Source organism: Sphingobium sp. RSMS (assembly GCF_005406185.4).
GTDB lineage: Bacteria > Pseudomonadota > Alphaproteobacteria > Sphingomonadales > Sphingomonadaceae > Sphingobium > Sphingobium fuliginis.
Genome location: NZ_CM191257.1, coordinates 3,715,130 through 3,728,754, shown reverse-complemented (window position 1 = coordinate 3,728,754; position 13,625 = coordinate 3,715,130). Strand labels below are relative to the sequence as shown.

General features: G+C 64.8%; 17 protein-coding genes. 12 read left to right on the top strand and 5 right to left on the bottom strand.

The genetic code is table 11. The features are described 5' to 3' along the window. Nucleotides 1-141: 141 nt before the first annotated feature. From EGM87_RS18145 to EGM87_RS18130, 4 genes are all read left to right on the top strand, one after another. The gene (locus EGM87_RS18145) at nucleotides 142-1,344 is read left to right on the top strand and encodes a pyridoxal phosphate-dependent aminotransferase (protein ID WP_137709377.1); all 1,203 of its coding nucleotides are present in this window, start codon (nucleotides 142-144) and stop codon (nucleotides 1,342-1,344) included. Nucleotides 1,345-1,660: 316 nt separating this feature from the next. Further along, nucleotides 1,661-1,822 carry a hypothetical protein gene (locus tag EGM87_RS18140; RefSeq protein WP_167706728.1) on the top strand — a complete coding sequence of 54 codons (162 nt, stop codon included), beginning with the start codon at nucleotides 1,661-1,663 and terminating at the stop codon, nucleotides 1,820-1,822. Then, nucleotides 1,809-2,480 (top strand): peptide-methionine (S)-S-oxide reductase MsrA, encoded by a 672-nt coding sequence (gene msrA / locus EGM87_RS18135; RefSeq protein WP_137709378.1) that lies wholly within the window; start codon nucleotides 1,809-1,811, stop codon nucleotides 2,478-2,480. Before EGM87_RS18140 ends, msrA begins: the two co-directional genes overlap by 14 nt. Before the next feature lie 13 nt (nucleotides 2,481-2,493). Further along, nucleotides 2,494-3,609, top strand: coding sequence for a zinc-binding dehydrogenase (locus EGM87_RS18130; RefSeq protein WP_137709379.1), 1,116 nt, complete (start codon nucleotides 2,494-2,496; stop codon nucleotides 3,607-3,609). A gap of 291 nt (nucleotides 3,610-3,900) precedes the next feature. Here the strand turns inward: EGM87_RS18130 and EGM87_RS18125 are convergent, their stop codons facing one another. Then, complete coding sequence (locus EGM87_RS18125) at nucleotides 3,901-4,218, bottom strand: 2Fe-2S iron-sulfur cluster-binding protein (RefSeq protein ID WP_025549918.1); 318 nt, start codon at nucleotides 4,216-4,218, stop codon at nucleotides 3,901-3,903. 76 nt (nucleotides 4,219-4,294) lie between these two features. On the opposite strand from EGM87_RS18125, the gene EGM87_RS18120 reads away from it, so the two are divergent. The 3 genes from EGM87_RS18120 to EGM87_RS18110 all read left to right on the top strand — a co-directional run bounded on the left by EGM87_RS18120 (nucleotide 4,295) and on the right by EGM87_RS18110 (nucleotide 5,651). Continuing rightward, nucleotides 4,295-4,912, top strand: coding sequence for a DNA-3-methyladenine glycosylase family protein (locus tag EGM87_RS18120; protein ID WP_099186239.1), 618 nt, complete (start codon nucleotides 4,295-4,297; stop codon nucleotides 4,910-4,912). Next, nucleotides 4,913-5,140, top strand: a complete 228-nt coding sequence (locus EGM87_RS18115) for a hypothetical protein (protein WP_061936502.1) — start codon at nucleotides 4,913-4,915, stop codon at nucleotides 5,138-5,140. It begins immediately after the preceding gene. Between the two features lie 73 nt (nucleotides 5,141-5,213). Then, on the top strand, nucleotides 5,214-5,651 hold the full coding sequence (locus EGM87_RS18110) for a response regulator (RefSeq protein WP_044661542.1): 438 nt from the start codon (nucleotides 5,214-5,216) through the stop codon (nucleotides 5,649-5,651). Here EGM87_RS18110 and EGM87_RS18105 read toward each other — a convergent pair. Together EGM87_RS18105 and murA are read right to left on the bottom strand one after the other, a co-directional pair. Then, complete coding sequence (locus tag EGM87_RS18105) at nucleotides 5,596-7,119, bottom strand: sensor histidine kinase (protein WP_137709380.1); 1,524 nt, start codon at nucleotides 7,117-7,119, stop codon at nucleotides 5,596-5,598. The genes EGM87_RS18110 and EGM87_RS18105 overlap by 56 nt on opposite strands. Then, nucleotides 7,112-8,395 (bottom strand): UDP-N-acetylglucosamine 1-carboxyvinyltransferase, encoded by a 1,284-nt coding sequence (murA, locus tag EGM87_RS18100; RefSeq protein WP_044661540.1) that lies wholly within the window; start codon nucleotides 8,393-8,395, stop codon nucleotides 7,112-7,114. The genes EGM87_RS18105 and murA overlap by 8 nt, the downstream gene beginning before the upstream one ends. 205 nt (nucleotides 8,396-8,600) lie before the next feature. On the opposite strand from murA, the gene EGM87_RS18095 reads away from it, so the two are divergent. Next, nucleotides 8,601-9,338, top strand: coding sequence for a Crp/Fnr family transcriptional regulator (locus EGM87_RS18095; protein WP_044661539.1), 738 nt, complete (start codon nucleotides 8,601-8,603; stop codon nucleotides 9,336-9,338). 103 nt (nucleotides 9,339-9,441) lie between these two features. On the opposite strand, the gene EGM87_RS18090 is transcribed toward EGM87_RS18095, so the two are convergent. Then, a complete protein-coding gene (locus EGM87_RS18090; RefSeq protein ID WP_025549923.1) occupies nucleotides 9,442-10,008 on the bottom strand; it encodes an HNH endonuclease in 567 nt (188 codons plus the stop codon). Between the two features lie 124 nt (nucleotides 10,009-10,132). Between EGM87_RS18090 and gluQRS the strand changes: the two genes are divergently transcribed. The 4 genes from gluQRS to EGM87_RS18070 all read left to right on the top strand — a co-directional run bounded on the left by gluQRS (nucleotide 10,133) and on the right by EGM87_RS18070 (nucleotide 12,828). Further along, the gene (gene gluQRS, locus EGM87_RS18085; RefSeq protein WP_137709381.1) at nucleotides 10,133-11,008 is read left to right on the top strand and encodes a tRNA glutamyl-Q(34) synthetase GluQRS; all 876 of its coding nucleotides are present in this window, start codon (nucleotides 10,133-10,135) and stop codon (nucleotides 11,006-11,008) included. A gap of 9 nt (nucleotides 11,009-11,017) precedes the next feature. Beyond that, a complete protein-coding gene (locus EGM87_RS18080; RefSeq protein ID WP_137709382.1) occupies nucleotides 11,018-11,251 on the top strand; it encodes a twin transmembrane helix small protein in 234 nt (77 codons plus the stop codon). A 14-nt stretch (nucleotides 11,252-11,265) separates the two neighbouring features. Further along, nucleotides 11,266-11,835 (top strand): cob(I)yrinic acid a,c-diamide adenosyltransferase, encoded by a 570-nt coding sequence (locus EGM87_RS18075; RefSeq protein WP_025549926.1) that lies wholly within the window; start codon nucleotides 11,266-11,268, stop codon nucleotides 11,833-11,835. Between the two features lie 117 nt (nucleotides 11,836-11,952). Beyond that, nucleotides 11,953-12,828 carry a GGDEF domain-containing protein gene (locus EGM87_RS18070; protein WP_025549927.1) on the top strand — a complete coding sequence of 292 codons (876 nt, stop codon included), beginning with the start codon at nucleotides 11,953-11,955 and terminating at the stop codon, nucleotides 12,826-12,828. Between the two features lie 213 nt (nucleotides 12,829-13,041). Here the strand turns inward: EGM87_RS18070 and infC are convergent, their stop codons facing one another. After that, entirely contained in the window at nucleotides 13,042-13,575 is a 534-nt protein-coding gene (infC, locus tag EGM87_RS18065) for a translation initiation factor IF-3 (protein WP_013039295.1), read from the bottom strand. Nucleotides 13,576-13,625 lie beyond the last annotated feature (50 nt).

The following is a 13,625-nucleotide window of genomic DNA, read 5'->3' as shown; positions in this document are numbered from 1 at the left end:
ATCTTCCTCCCTCCCGGCCCTATAATCTGCCGTTACGGCCAGCCGAAGCCAACTGGCGGTTGCCCCTTCTTTCGTTGCACACTAAGGAGCCTCGCGTCCGCTTCAAGCGGACCTAGGGGATTCTAGAGAAAGATTGTCATGATGAGCCAGACTTCCGCAGCCCTCGGTCGCATCCAGCCCTCCGCCACCCTGGCGATGAGCGCGCGCGTGAATGCCCTGAAAGCCGAAGGCGTGGACGTCATTGGCCTCTCCGCCGGCGAACCGGACTTCGACACGCCCGATTTCGTGAAGGAGGCGGGGATCGCGGCGATCCGCAAGAACCTTACCCGCTATACCGACGTGGACGGCACCGCCGACGTCAAGGAAGCCGTCGCCTTCAAGTTCAAGCGCGACAATGGCCTTATCTACAAGCGCAGCCAGATCAGCGTCAATTCGGGCGGCAAGCACACGCTGTTCAACGCGCTGGTCGCGACCGTCGACGTGGGCGACGAGGTCATCATTCCGGCGCCCTATTGGGTCAGCTATCCCGACATCGTGAACTTCGCGGGCGGCACGCCGGTCTTCATCGAGGCGCCGGCAAGCCAGGGCTACAAGATCACCGCCGCCCAGCTGGAAGCCGCGATCACGCCGAAGACCAAGTGGGTCATGCTGAACTCGCCTTCCAACCCGTCAGGCGCAGCCTATTCGGCCGAAGAGCTGAAAGCGCTGGGCGAAGTGCTGCTGCGCCATCCCCATGTGCTGGTGATGACGGACGATATGTATGAGCATGTTTGGTACGCGCCGACCCCCTTCGCCACCATCGCGCAGGTCTGCCCGGACCTCTACGACCGCACGCTGACGGTCAACGGCTGCTCCAAGGCTTTTTCCATGACGGGCTGGCGCATCGGCTTTGCCGGCGGCCCGGAATGGATCATCAAGGCGATGGGCAAGCTCCAGTCGCAATCGACCAGCAATCCCTGCTCGATCAGCCAGGCCGCCGCCGTCGCGGCGCTGACCGGCGACCAGGATTTCCTGGAAGAGCGCAACGCCGCCTTCAAGAAGCGCCGCGACATGGTCGTCGCCATGCTGAACGACGCACCGGGCCTGGACTGCCCGACGCCGGAGGGCGCCTTCTACGTCTATCCCGATGCCAGCGGCGTGATCGGCAAGACGACGCCCAAGGGACAGGTGATCGACAGCGACGAAGCGCTGATCGGCTATTTCCTGGACGACGCGAAGGTCGCCGCCGTCCACGGCGCCGCCTTTGGCCTCTCCCCGGCCTTCCGCATCAGCTACGCGACTTCGGAAGAGGTGCTGCGCAAGGCCTGCACCCGCATCCAGGAAGCCTGCGCCGCTTTGAAGTGAGCCCTCTTCAATCCCCCCGGGCTTAGCCTGGAACGGGACCAGCGAAGCTGGAAGGGAAGGACCGGACGCCAAGTCCGTCCTTCCCTTCCCCATCACCTCCATTTCGGAAACGGAAAATTTCTCCGGCGCCGTCTTGCAGATGGAGAGCGGGGGTCTATATCCCGTTTCGAACCGAAACTGGCCTTGCCCGACATCCATCGTCCCACATCGGACGTTGGTCGAAACTGCCCTGGCGCAGCGTTCATCCGGGACTAAGCCGCGCGACATTCATTTCCGCCCGCTTGCGGCGACCAAGACGACCGAAAGGAAGAACGCCATGTTGGCCTTCTTGAAATCCGACCTGTTCCTGCGCTTCATGGGCGGGTTCGCGATCGGCGCTATCGGGGTCTTCGTGCTTCAGCCGAACAGCGACGCGCCGCCGCTGACCAGTCCCGCCATGGCTGCATCCGCCCCGGCCGCTGGCAATGCGGCGCGCTGACGGCATCGCGCTTGCTTTTCTGGCGGCCCTGGCCGTCGCTTCCCCTTTGCGTGCCGAACGGCCGGTCCTCGCGCCCGCCCCGGCGGTCGACGCAGTCCCCGCCCGCAAGCTTGAAACCGCCATCTTCGCGGGCGGTTGCTACTGGGGCGTGGAAGGCGTCTTCTCCCATGTAAGGGGTGTCCGCCTCGCCGTCTCCGGATTCGCAGGCGGTCCGCGCGGCCGCAGGGTCGATTACGAACGGGTCAGCCAGGGCGATACCGGCTTTGCCGAGGCCGTTCGCGTCACCTACGATCCCCGGCAGGTCAGCTACGGCACGTTGCTGCGCATCTTCTTCTCGGTGATCGCGGACCCGACCACGCTCGACTATCAGGGCCCGGACCACGGCACCCAATATCGCAGCGCGCTGTTTCCCCTGAATGCAGGGCAGGACAGGGCGGCCCGGGCCTATCTCGCCCAACTCGGTCAATCGGGCCTCTGGCGCGATCCCATCGTCACCCGAATAGAAGGCTTCACCGGCTTCCAGGATGCGGACCGCCATCATCAGGACTTCCTGACGAAGAACCCGCGGCATCCCTATATCCAGCGTTGGGACATGCCGAAGCTGGCCGCCCTCAAGGCGATGTTTCCGGCATTCTACAGCGACCGCCCCTCAGCCTGAAAAGGGAGTTTTCATGAGCCACACCCACGGCCTCAAGCTGCTTTCGACCCTGCATGACGACGGCCGCCTGATCGTCGAACTGGCCGAAGAAACGCTCCCCGCTCCCACGGGCGATCAGGTGCTTGTCCGGGTGGAAGCCGCGCCGATCAACCCCTCCGACCTTGGGCTGCTGTTCGCTTCCGCCGATGTGGCAAATGCGGATTATGCCGAAGGCCGGATCGTCGCCCGCATGCCCGATCCCGCGCGCCGCGCGCTTGCGGGGCGGGTCGGCCAATCCATGGCCATCGGCAATGAAGGCGCGGGCACCGTCATCGCCGCGGGCGAGGCACCGGAAGCCCAGGCCCTGCTCGGCAAGCGGGTCGCGATGATCGGCGGCGGCATGTATGCGGAACATCGCCTGCTCGCCGCCAGCGGCTGCATGGTCCTACCCGACGATGTCACCGCGGAGGAGGGCGCATCGGCCTTCGTCAATCCGCTGACGGCGCTTGGCTTCGTCGAAACAATGAAGCGCGAAGGGCATAAGGCGATCGTCCACACCGCCGCCGCGTCCAATCTGGGCCAGATGCTGGTGCGCATCTGCCAGGAGGACGGCATTCCGCTGGTCAATATCGTCCGCAATGAAGCGCAGGTGGCGATCCTCAGGGATATGGGCGCGGAATATGTGCTGGACAGTTCCAGGGACGACTTTCTCGTCCAGCTTCAGGACGCGGTCGCCGCCACGGGCGCGACCATCGCCTTCGACGCGATCGGCGGCGGCCATCTGGTCAGCCAGATCCTCCATGCCATGGAGCAGGCCGCGAGCAAGGACGCGCCCTATAGCCGCTATGGCTCGAACGTTCTGAAGCAGGCCTATGTCTACGGTGCGCTGGACCTGTCGCCGACCATCCTGACGCGCAGCTTCGGCTTTGGCTGGAACGTCGGCGGCTGGCTGCTTTTTCCCTTCCTGCAAAGGACGGACGCGGAAACGGCCGAACGCCTGCGCCAGCGCGTGCGCGACGGTCTGACGACGACTTTTGCCAGCCATTACAAGGCGCGCATCTCCCTCAAGGAAGCACTGACCCGCGACGCCGTGCTGACTTACAATGCCCGCCGCACGGGGGAGAAATATCTGATCGTCCCGAACGGCTGATGGTGGGCAGAGGGCAGGCGTCGCGCCCCACGCGACCCGGGGCGCCGCTTTTCTTCCGAAACGCAGACGTCTGAATGGCAGCGCCCCCGGATCAAGTCCGGGGGTGACGCGGAGGACGATGTCAGGAACCAGCCCTCAGAGCGCGCTGCGTCAATCAGGCGCAGGTCGCTCCAGATTTCTGTCGTCGCATCCTTTCAAGCAGAAAACCGGTCCCCATCCTTCGACAGGCTCGGGACAGGCATTTCTGCGCGATGCTCTACAGGCCGGTTCGCTCCCCTCTGCCGGCCGACCTCAATCTTCCGGCGCGATGGTGACGCGCAGGCCGTCCAGCGAATCGCTGAACGTCAGCTGGCAGGACAGGCGGCTGGTCTCGTTGCGATGGTCGGAGCTGTCGAGCAGGTCGTTCTCATCATCGCTGATCGGCGGCAGGTTGTCGGCAAAGGCCGGATCGACGAAGACGTGGCACGTCGCGCAGGAACAGCAGCCGCCGCAGAGCGCCAGCAGTTCGTCAAAGCCGTTGTCGCGGATGATTTCCATCACGGAAAGGCCGTTCTCCGCCTCGACCGCCTGCTCTTCGCCCGAACGGTTGACCACAATCAGTTTCGCCATGTACCCAGGTCCCTCAAATTTTTCCCGCCGCTCATGTCGGACGGGCAACGGGAAATCAAGGGCCGGACGACAATTCATGGTAAATACAGCAGAAGAATTGCGGGCCAGCCTGGACGCCATCGCCGCGATGGAGCCCGGTTTCGCCGCAGCGATAGGCCGGGTCGGCTATCCGCCGCCCCGCCTCCGCGAGCCCGGCTATGAAACCCTGCTGCGCACCATCGTCGGCCAGCAGGTGAGCGTCGCCGCGGCCGCGGCGGTCTGGCGCAAGCTGGAGGCGGAACTGGGCGCGGGCTGCGCGCCAGACGCCCTGCTCGTCCGCGATTTCGATACGCTGCGCGCCTGCGGCCTGTCGCGACAGAAGCAGGGCTATGCCAGAAGCCTGGCCGAGCTGGTGGTCAGCGGCGGCATCGACCTGCACGACCTGCCGGACGATGATGAGGACGCCATTGCGCAACTGGTGCGGATCAAGGGGATCGGGCGCTGGTCGGCGGAAATCTACCTGCTGTTCGCGGAAGGACGGCCGGATGTCTGGCCGGCGGGCGATCTGGCCGTGCAGATCGAGATCGGACGGATATTGGGCCTGGCCGAACGCCCCAGCGAAAAGCTGACGCGCGAACTCGCCGAACGCTGGCGTCCCCATCGCGGCGCCGCGGCGATCATGGCCTGGCACCATTATAATACGGAGGTTTTGTAAGTGCCCCTGCCCCATGCCCGCTACATCGTCCTGGAACATGAGGGCGTCTGGAAGATCAATCTCGACAACCGCTATTACGGGCCGTTCGCGACGCGGGAGGAAGCGGTGGAAAACGCCACCGGGACAGCGCAGAAGGCCAGCGGCGCGGGCTATCCCGCCTCGGTCCTGCTGATGCAGGGCACGGCCTTCGAAACGCTCTGGACCAGCGTGCAGCCCGACAGCGCCTGAAAAATTTTTTCGCATCTGCGGGAACCGCCCCGCGATCCGCGCATTTAACGCCTCCGGTTGCGTGGACGTTGGGATGAGCAAAAAGGTTCTGATCGTAGAAGACGAGATTTTCGTCGCGCTGGAGATCGAGCATATCGTGGAGGATGCAGGCTTTACGGTCGGCGCCATCGCGGCCGATCGTCAGGCGGCGCTGGATGCGGCCGACGATTGCGACATCGCCCTTGTCGATCTCAATCTGCGCGATGGACCGACCGGACCCGGCATCGGCGTCGAACTGGCCAGCCAATATGGCATACGGGTCATCTATGTGACGGCCAATCCCGCGCAGATCGGGGCGGCTTCCACCGCCGCGCTGGGCGTCATCACCAAGCCGTTCCGGGCGCATAGCATAGCCGAAACGCTGCATCTCGCCGCCACCGACCGACCGGAACTGGAGGCCGCCGAGATCGCGGGCTTCACCCCTTTCCTGCCGGCATCCGACTCATGGAGCGCGCTGGAATCCAGAGGCTGAGGCCAAGGCCTTCGGGTCGCCAGTCGCGGGTCATCCGCCCGCCCAGTTGCCGTTCGATGCTGAGCTGCATCAGCCGGCTGCCGAAGCCCTCATGCGTCGCCGGAAGCGCCGGCGGTCCACCCTCTTCCCGCCAGTCGATGCGGATGTCCTCGCCTTCCCTCCCCACGAGGATCGCAACCCCGCCCGAAGGAACGGAAAGCGCGCCATATTTGGCGGCATTGGTCGCCAGTTCATGGAACAGCAGCGCCAATGGCGTGGCGGAGCGGTCGTCTATCGCCGGATTATCGCCTGAGAAGCGTATGCGCGGCCCCAGCGCGTCGCGATAGGGCGCGAAAATCTGTTCCAATATGCCCCAAAGCCGGCCCTCGTCCTGGTCCGGCTGCGAATTGGGGCCGTGGGGCCGCACGAAATCATGGGCGCGTCCCAGTGCCATGATGCGGTCGCGCAGGTCGTCGGCCGCCGCGCGAATTTCGGGATGCTGGCGCGCCGACAGGCCGATCAGGCCGGAAATCACCGAAAAGATGTTCTTGATACGGTGGGAAAGTTCATGGGCGATGACCTCCCGCTCCTCCACCATCGCGATCTGGTCGTTGATGTCGGTGCAGGTGCCGATCCAGCGGGCGATCGCACCCTCCTCGTCCCGGATCGGCAGCGCGCGACCCAATGTCCAGCGATAATCGCCGCTATGATGGCGCAGCCGATATTCGATCTCATAGGGTTCGCCGGTCTTCAGCGAATGGCGCCAGCGTTCCCAGGCCCGCTCCTGATCCTCCGGATGGAACATGCCGTTCCATCCCTCGCCATCGGTCGATCCCAGGGGAACGCCGGTGAATTCGTACCAGCGGGCGTTATAATAGTCATGATAGCCGTCCGGCAGCGTCGACCAGACCATTTGCGGCATGGTGTCGGCCAGGGTCCGGAACATGCGGTCGCTTTCCGCCACCGCCTGCGCATCCCTTTGCTGCCGGGCGATCACGTCGCGGTCGCGGCGACGGCCCTCCAGCTCGACCATGACCTGACGGGCCAGCAGGGAAATCCCCTGGCGCTGCACATCCGTCAGACCTTCACGCGGTCTGTCGTCGATGACGCATAGCGCGCCGAGCGAAGCCCCCTCGCCATCGATCAGCGGCGCACCGGCATAGAAACGGATGAAGGGCGCCCCGGTGACGAGCGGATTGTCGCGGAAATCGGGGTTCTGCGCAGTATCGGGCACCACGAAGATGCCGCTTCCCTGCATCGCATGGGCGCAGAAGGACATATCGCGCGGCGTTTCCTCCGCATCCAGCCCGGTGCGGGCCAGGAAGCGTTGGCGGTCATCCTCCACGATGCTGACCAGAGCGATGGGCGTCCCGCACAGCGCGGCGGCGAAGGCGGTGATCTGGTCGAGCGTGGCAAAGCCACCGGTATCGAGATCGTATCGCGCCAGCAACGCCGCGCGGTCCGTCTCGAGCCCGCGTCCTTCAGCCATCGCTGACGCGCTCTATGTCGGCGCCGACGGCGGAGAGCTTCTCCTCCAGCCGCTCATAGCCGCGGTCGAGATGATAGACGCGGTTGACCTGGGTCTCGCCTTCCGCGGCGAGGCCCGCGAGGATGAGGCTCATCGAGGCGCGCAGATCGGTCGCCATGACAGGCGCGCCGACCAGCCGATCAACGCCGCGCACCACCGCGGTGCGACCGTTGACGCCGATGTCCGCCCCCATGCGCGCCAGCTCGGGCACGTGCATGTAGCGATTCTCGAAGATCGTCTCGGTCAGCACCGACGCGCCGTCGGCCAGCGTCAGCATCGCCATGAACTGCGCCTGCATGTCGGTCGGGAACGCCGGGAAGGGCGCGGTGGAGATGGTGAGCGGGCGAAGCCGGCCGTCCGCCGACACCCTGATGCCATCCTTCAGTTCCTCGACATGAACCCCGGCGTCGCGCAGCGCGGCGAGGATGGCGTGCATGTCTTCGGCGCTGGCTCCGGCCAGTTCCAGCGAGCCGCCGGTGATCGCGGCGGCACAGGCATAGCTGCCCGCCTCGATCCGGTCGGGCATCACGCTGTAGGTGGCGCCGTGCAGGCGGGGCTTGCCGTGAATGGTCAGCTTGTCGGTGCCCACGCCTTCAATGTCGGCGCCCATGGCGATCAGCAGGTTGCAGAGGTCGACGATCTCCGGCTCTCGCGCCGCATTTTCCAGGATGCAGACGCCCTTGGCCAGCACCGCCGCCATCAGCGCGTTCTCCGTCGCGCCGACGGACACCACGGGGAAGGTGTAGATGCCGCCGGGCAGGCCGCCGTCGGGCGAACTGGCGCGAACATAGCCCGCATTGATCTCTATGATCGCGCCGAAGGCCTCCAGCGCCTTCAGGTGCAGGTCGATCGGACGGTTGCCGATGGCGCAACCGCCGGGCAGCGACACCCGCGCCTCGCCCGCGCGGGCGAGCAGCGGGCCGAGCACCAGGATCGATGCCCGCATCTTGCGCACGATGTCATAGGGCGCCTCGGTCGAGGTGACGCGGCCAGCCCGCAGGGTCATGACGCGGCCGAAATCCTCCGGCCGGGCGCCCTCGATCATGGTCGACACGCCGAGCTGGTTCAGCAGATGGCCAAAGCTGTCGACATCCGCCAGCCGCGGCAGGTTGCGCAGCGTCACCGGCTCGTCGGTCAGCAGCGCGCAGGGCAACAGCGTGAGCGCGGCGTTCTTCGCGCCGGAAATGGGAAGGCGGCCGTTCAGCGCTTTGCCGCCGCGGATATGAATGCGGTCCATCGGCTGGGTTCTTAACGTTAATTACGGTTTCCGCAAGGCAGTCGGCACGACGGTTCCATCGCGGGCTTCTTTCTGCGCCGCCATGAAACATTTGTGCGTTCGCCCGCTCATTATTGATCGAGTTTAGTGCAGTTTGCGGAAATGCAGCCAAAAGACGCGTGGGGCGTTTTGCCATCGTAACGACAATGTAAGCAAAAAGGTGTTTTTGGTGGCAACAAGTTGTTTCGCGGACAGGTTGGCGAAGCATGTGCCCCTGTCCGATGCGGAGAAGAAGGCGCTTACAAGGCTGGAGGAAAATCCCCGCAAGGTGAAGCGCGGCGCGATGATCCAGCGCGTCAACGAAACGGTGACGGAACTGTTTGTCCTGCGCGAAGGACGGGTAATGAGCTTCGTGATCCTGCCCGATGGAAGCCGGCAGATCCTGCGGGTCTATTTCCCGGGCGATTTCATCGGATCGGCCAGCACAATCTATAACCGCGCGCCGGAATCGCTGGTGGCGCTGTCGGATTCGATCATCTGTCCGTTCGACAAGCATGCTCTGCGCCGGCTGCTGGAGGAATATCCCCGCGTCGCCGCGTTGCTGTTCCTGCTTTCCAATGCGGAGCGGGTCGCGCTGACCGACCGGCTCGCTTCATTGGGACGCACCTCGGCCAAGGCGCGCGTGGCTTCCTTCCTGCTGGACATTTTCGATCGCCTTCGGGTGACGGACGACGGCATCACCGACAGCTTCGACCTGAAACTGACGCAGGAGGAGATCGGGGATGCCATCGGCCTCACCTCCGTCCATGTGAACCGGATGATCCGGCAGATGGAGCAGGAAGGGCTGATCAGCCGGGCCAATGGGCGGATCACCCTGCGCGACATGGCGCGGCTGGAAGAGATCGGCCATTATACCAACCGGCACAAGGATATGGACCTGGACTGGCTTCCGGGCATGGAATGAGAATGAACGCGACATGTTCCTGCGCAGGCAGGAACCCGGTTCGAACCGTCGGGCCGGGCCCTGCCTTCGCAGGGGCGCGCCGCTCAGCCTTGCCGGTTTGTCGTCAAGCCAGCAATTCCACATCCCAATAAAGCCAGTCGTGCCAGCTTTCGTGCAGATAGTTGGGCGGAAAGGCCCTGCCATGTTCCTGCAGCTGCCAGCTCGTCGGGCGGATCGGCGTCACATGCAATTGCATATGCGCCTCCTTCGGCGTGCGGCCGCCCTTCTTGAGATTGCAGGGCGAGCAGGCCGTTGCGACATTTTCCCAGGTCGTCCGCCCGCCTGCGCGGCGCGGAATGACGTGGTCGAAGGTCAGGTCGTTCGGGGAACCGCAATATTGGCAGGCGAACTTGTCGCGCAGGAACAGGTTGAACCGGGTGAAGGCGGGATGTTCCGACGGCTTCACATATTGCTTCAGCGCGATCACCGAAGGTATCTGCATCTGAACGCTGGGGCTGTGCACCTGCCGCTCATAGCTGGCGACGATGTCCACCCGATCCAAAAAAACCGCCTTGATGGCGGTTTGCCAGGGCCAGAGGCTCAGCGGATAATAGCTTAAAGGCGTGTAGTCCGCGTTCAGGACCAAAGCCGGACAGTTTTCCGGATGTCGTATCAGGTCGGGATGGTACATATATTACCCTTCAACCCCCTTTCGCCACCGTCCTGATCGATCAGAAACGTGACGCCAGCATGACAGCATTAACACCCCTATCCCGTCAAGGGCCTGTATGACTCAATCGGCGCAGCCACAGCATATGGTGACTCGCTTCGCCCCGAGCCCCACGGGTAGGTTGCATGTCGGACACGCCTGGTCGGCGCTGCTGGCCATGGACCTGGCCCGGGCGCGCGGCGGATACTTCCTCCTGCGGATCGAGGATATAGATGGCACCCGCAGCCGGCCGGAGCATGTCGCCGGCATAATCGAGGACCTGCGCTGGCTGGGCGTCGCCTGGGATGGGGACATCGTCTTCCAGTCGGCGCGGTTGGACCGGTATCAAGCGGCGCTGGAACGGCTGGAGGCCATGGGGCTGCTCTATCCCTGCTTCTGCACCCGCGCCGACATCGCCGCCAGCGCGACTGCGCCGCACGGGCCGGAGGGACCCGTCTATCCCGGCACATGCCGCGCGCTGGACGAAGCGGAACGGGCAAGGCGGATCGCATTGGGCGAGCCGCATGCCTGGCGGATCGACATGGCGCGGGCTGCCGCGCGGGCAGGCCCGCTGCATTGGCGCGCCCTGCCCTTCCCACCCGGGGAGGAAGCGGCGTCCTGCATCAGCGCCGAGCCGCTTGCCGCCGGGGATGTGGTGCTGGCGCGCAAGGATGCCCCCGCCAGCTATCATCTGTCCTGCACGCTGGACGATGCGGCGATGGGCGTGACCCATGTGCTGCGCGGCGACGATCTGCGCAGCGCGACCGACATCCACCGGCTGATCCAGGCGCTGCTCGACCTTCCGTCCCCCATCTATGTCCACCATCCCCTGCTGGTCGGGCCGGACGGCCGGCGGCTCGCCAAGCGCGACGGGTCGATCGCCCTCGCCGATCTGCGCGCGGGGGGCATGGACCCACGGCGACTGGCCGACGATCTGCGCCATGCACGCTTTCCGATTGGCATTTCCCTGGCCAGCGCCTAGATTCACGGCATGAACACGCTGCTCGTCATCGCCCTGATCCTGGCCATGGGCGCCACCCTGTTCGCATTGATCCGGGGGATCGTCGCCTTTCTTCAGGCGACCAAGGAACAGTTGAACTCGCCCGAAGGTGGGCCGAGCCCATCCAGCCTCAAGCAGAACAAGATGATGATGAACCGCATCCTGTTCCAGGCTGTGGCGGTGATCATCGTGGCGCTGTTGCTGCTGATGAAGGGCAACGGCTGAGGGTTCCGCCCGGCATGGTGAAGCTGAACAAGATCTACACCCGTACCGGGGACGCGGGGACGACAGGCCTGGTCGACGGGTCGCGCCTGCCCAAACATGCCCCGCGCATGCAGGCGGTGGGCGATGTCGATGAAGCGAACAGCGCCATCGGGCTTGCCATCGTCGCCATGAACGACAGGCCGGAGGCGGGCTGGCTGACGACGATCCAGAACGACCTGTTCGACTTGGGCGCAGACCTCGCCACGCCCTTGCCGGAGGGAGAGGACGCACCCTGGGCGCTGCGGATCGTCGCCTCTCAGGTCGAGCGGCTGGAGCGGCAGATCGACGCGATGAACGCCGATCTGGCGCCACTGGACAGCTTCGTCCTGCCGGGCGGGTCGCCTGCAGCGGCCGCCGTCCATCTGGCCCGCGCCGTCACGCGCCGCGCCGAACGCTCCGCCACGGCCGCGGCAGCCGACGTTGCGCTCAATGCGCAGGCACTGGCCTATCTCAACCGCCTGTCCGACCTGCTTTTCGTGCTGGCCCGGCGCCTCAACGGCAATGGAGCGGACGATGTGAAATGGGTGCCGGGCGCCTCCCGTTAACCGTTCGACTCATGCACGGCACGGTTCGTCCACGGGCCGGGCGTTAACCCTCTTCCTTCATCCCGCCTTTACACGCCGTCCCAATTTTGGCCCCCATTGCAACGACAGGGCCCCGGGATGCAATTCTACCTCGCGACCTCCTTCATCTTTCCCCGCTCCCTGCGGTTTCGCCTCTTCACCCTCTGCTTCGTGACCACCCACCTGCCGTTGCTCGGCTATATCGTCTGGGGCGCGACAACAGGACGTATCGCCTGGGCGGAGTTCATAGTCCTGACTTTGGCGACCATGGCGGGCGCGGCCGGGGCGCTGATGGGCATCGGCGCCCTGCTGGACCCGATCCATGCGCTGGCGGATGCGCTGAACCCGGTGGGGCAGCCCGGCCGGAAAGGCGGTGGGGCGACCTTGCCGGAAGTGGGGGACATTATTTCCAGGCTCTTCCATGGCGTGCGCGGAGCCGCCGCCGCGACGCGGGAACAGATCGACGAACTGAACATCGCCGCCAATGAGGACGCGCTGACCGGCATCGCCAACCGGCGCGGGTTCCTGGCGCAACTCGACGCGCTCCCGCTCGCCAAGCGCAGGGGCTGCATCGCGATCATCGATCTCGACCATTTCAAGCAGGTCAACGATATGCTCGGCCATGACGCGGGCGATCGCGTCCTGGCCGATTTCGCCACGCGCCTGTCGTCCCAGACCCGCCGCATCGACATCATCGCCCGTTGGGGTGGCGAGGAGTTCGCGATCTTCTATCAGGACGCGATGGAGGATGAGGCGAGCTGGTCGCTGGCCCGCATTGCGGAACGGATGCGGCGGGAGCCCGTGGGAACGGCGAACGAGCAGCCGATCACCTTCTCCGCCGGGCTATGCGCATGGCGCGGCGGGCCGGTGATGGCCGCCATCGGCAAGGCCGACGAGGCGCTCTACCGTGCAAAGAAGTCAGGCCGTGACCAGATCCAGCGGGCGGAGAGGCCATCCGCACCCGCTTATGGCTAGGTGGATGCAAGTGCCGTTCTGGACGCAGCCCTTCCCCCGGGCGAGAGGAGGCGCCTGTCGCGCTTCCCTCCGTCGGACTTAGACAGAGGCCCCTCCCCACCTTCAGATGAGGAGGATTAACATTCGCAACTGACCAGAACCTGTTCCACAGACAGTTCGGGCGGAGCCTGCTTCCAGACCCCGCCCGACTAATGTCACCGAAGAACGGCGATCTTATTTCGGCGCCAGCACCATCAGCATCTGGCGGCCTTCCATACGCGGATAGGCTTCGACCTTCGCGATCTCGCCCACATTCTCCGCCACGCGCTGGAGCAGTTGCATGCCAAGCTGCTGGTGCGACAATTCACGGCCACGGAACCGCAGGGTGATCTTCACCTTGTCGCCTTCACCGATAAAGTCGTGGACCTTCTTCATCTTCGTATCATAATCATGATCGTCGATGTTCGGACGCATCTTGATCTCCTTGATCTCCTGCGTCCTCTGGGTCTTGCGGGCGAGGTTCGCCTTCTTCTGCGCCTCGTACTTGTACTTGCCGATGTCCAGGAACTTGCACACCGGCGGATCGGCGTTGGGCGACACCTCGACCAGGTCCAGCCCGATCTCATAGGCGCGCTCGATCGCTTCCTGCGTATACATCACGCCCAGATTTTCGCCTTCGTCATCGATCACGCGCACCTTGGGCACGTTGATGAACTCGTTGTAACGGGGACCGGACTTCGGCGGCGGCGCCATGGGACGGCGCATCATCGGGGGACGTATAGTGGCTTCTCCTATGGTAGTTGATCGATCGACTCTGG

Coding starts and splice junctions, on each gene's coding strand:
- EGM87_RS18145 (WP_137709377.1), top strand. CDS start 142: ATGAGCCAGACTTCCGCAGCCCTCGGTCGCATCCAGCCCTCCGCCACC.
- EGM87_RS18140 (WP_167706728.1), top strand. CDS start 1,661: ATGTTGGCCTTCTTGAAATCCGACCTGTTCCTGCGCTTCATGGGCGGG.
- msrA (WP_137709378.1), top strand. CDS start 1,809: ATGCGGCGCGCTGACGGCATCGCGCTTGCTTTTCTGGCGGCCCTGGCC.
- EGM87_RS18130 (WP_137709379.1), top strand. CDS start 2,494: ATGAGCCACACCCACGGCCTCAAGCTGCTTTCGACCCTGCATGACGAC.
- EGM87_RS18125 (WP_025549918.1), bottom strand. CDS start 4,218: ATGGCGAAACTGATTGTGGTCAACCGTTCGGGCGAAGAGCAGGCGGTC.
- EGM87_RS18120 (WP_099186239.1), top strand. CDS start 4,295: ATGGTAAATACAGCAGAAGAATTGCGGGCCAGCCTGGACGCCATCGCC.
- EGM87_RS18110 (WP_044661542.1), top strand. CDS start 5,214: ATGAGCAAAAAGGTTCTGATCGTAGAAGACGAGATTTTCGTCGCGCTG.
- EGM87_RS18105 (WP_137709380.1), bottom strand. CDS start 7,119: ATGGCTGAAGGACGCGGGCTCGAGACGGACCGCGCGGCGTTGCTGGCG.
- murA (WP_044661540.1), bottom strand. CDS start 8,395: ATGGACCGCATTCATATCCGCGGCGGCAAAGCGCTGAACGGCCGCCTT.
- EGM87_RS18090 (WP_025549923.1), bottom strand. CDS start 10,008: ATGTACCATCCCGACCTGATACGACATCCGGAAAACTGTCCGGCTTTG.
- gluQRS (WP_137709381.1), top strand. CDS start 10,133: ATGGTGACTCGCTTCGCCCCGAGCCCCACGGGTAGGTTGCATGTCGGA.
- EGM87_RS18080 (WP_137709382.1), top strand. CDS start 11,018: ATGAACACGCTGCTCGTCATCGCCCTGATCCTGGCCATGGGCGCCACC.
- EGM87_RS18075 (WP_025549926.1), top strand. CDS start 11,266: ATGGTGAAGCTGAACAAGATCTACACCCGTACCGGGGACGCGGGGACG.
- EGM87_RS18070 (WP_025549927.1), top strand. CDS start 11,953: ATGCAATTCTACCTCGCGACCTCCTTCATCTTTCCCCGCTCCCTGCGG.
- infC (WP_013039295.1), bottom strand. CDS start 13,575: ATGATGCGCCGTCCCATGGCGCCGCCGCCGAAGTCCGGTCCCCGTTAC.